Origin of the sequence: Lactococcus ileimucosae, from assembly GCF_943193185.1 — a bacterium.
In the GTDB taxonomy this organism is placed as follows: Bacteria; Bacillota; Bacilli; order Lactobacillales; family Streptococcaceae; genus Lactococcus; species Lactococcus ileimucosae.
In genome coordinates, this window is record NZ_CALPDE010000059.1 from 1 (window position 1) to 1,167 (window position 1,167).

The 1,167-nt window shown below is 57.9% G+C and carries 2 protein-coding genes; both read left to right on the forward strand.

Going from position 1 to position 1,167, the window contains the following annotated elements:
- Positions 1 to 372: 1,6-anhydro-N-acetylmuramyl-L-alanine amidase AmpD (gene ampD / locus NFR51_RS11010; protein ID WP_251713623.1), on the forward strand; the 372-nt coding region annotated here is incomplete at its 5' end.
- Positions 373 to 767: 395 nt separating this feature from the next.
- Positions 768 to 1,167, forward strand: a 400-nt coding sequence (locus NFR51_RS11015) for a pyruvate dehydrogenase E1 component-related protein (protein WP_439108868.1), incomplete at its 3' end; no start/stop codon positions are given.

The following is a 1,167-nucleotide window of genomic DNA, read 5'->3' on the forward strand; positions in this document are numbered from 1 at the left end:
GCGCACCTGCGGGTGTCGGCGCACCTGCTGATTCGCCGCGATGGCGAGTGCGTTCAGTTCGTCGACATCGACCAGCGCGCCTGGCACGCCGGGCAATCGCGCTGGTGGGACCCGGCTGAACAGGCGTGGCGGACACGCTTGAACGACTTCTCCGTAGGAGTCGAGCTGGAGGGCGATGACCAGACGCCGTTCAGCAAGGCGCAGTATGTGGCGCTTGCCGAGGCCACGCACTGGCTGATGGCGCGTTACCCGGCGCTGACCGCTGAACGGATCACCAGTCATGCTCATGTGGCCCCCTTGCGCAAGACCGACCCGGGGCCCGCCTTCGACTGGGCCTATTTCCGCCAGCGCTTGATGGCACCCACCCAATAGACGGTTAAACGGGGCAAATAAGTGGTTCTTTTAGCAACAAATGAAACGGTAGTTTGGTTACAGGAAGGTATCCTAAGTCGTAGCGACCAAGGTCCTATAAAACGCTTATGTTGCAGTGCAATAGTTTGTTTTCGATGGCTTTTTGCGGCGTGCCGCAATTGGCAGCGTGACGACTTTGCGGTATCTTCGCATATACAAAAGGCTAATTTTTACCAAATACCTGTAGCTTAACTACATTCATGAAAGCGTAGCTCATTGAATGTAGGGTGAAAATCCCCTGCTCGATGCATCGCGTCGGCTATTCACAGGCCTGTGGTGGCCACACACCGCAGCCGCCCCAGGCCCGAAGGGTTGGCGGGGCTCATTGTCATTTATCGTCATTCGGAGAGACCTCTATGAGTCTGGAGACAAGAGAAGATCTCGATCCGGTCGAAACCACGGAGTGGCTGGAATCCCTGGAATCGGTGCTGGATCGTGAGGGCGAAGATCGCGCCCGCTACCTGATGACCCGCTTGGCGGATCGCCTGCGCCGGGACGGGATGAAGGTGCCCTTCTCGGTGACAACCCCCCACCGCAACACGATACCGGTTCATCGCGAAGCCCCGATGCCTGGCGATCTGTTCATGGAGCGTCGTATTCGCTCCCTGATCCGTTACAACGCCATTGCTCAGGTCATTCGTAACAACCGTGCCAATCCTGGGCTGGGTGGTCACATTGCAAGTTTCATGTCGTCGGCCACGCTGTACGATGTGGGCTTCAACCACTTCTTCCGCGCCCCCAAGGGGGACTTCGAAG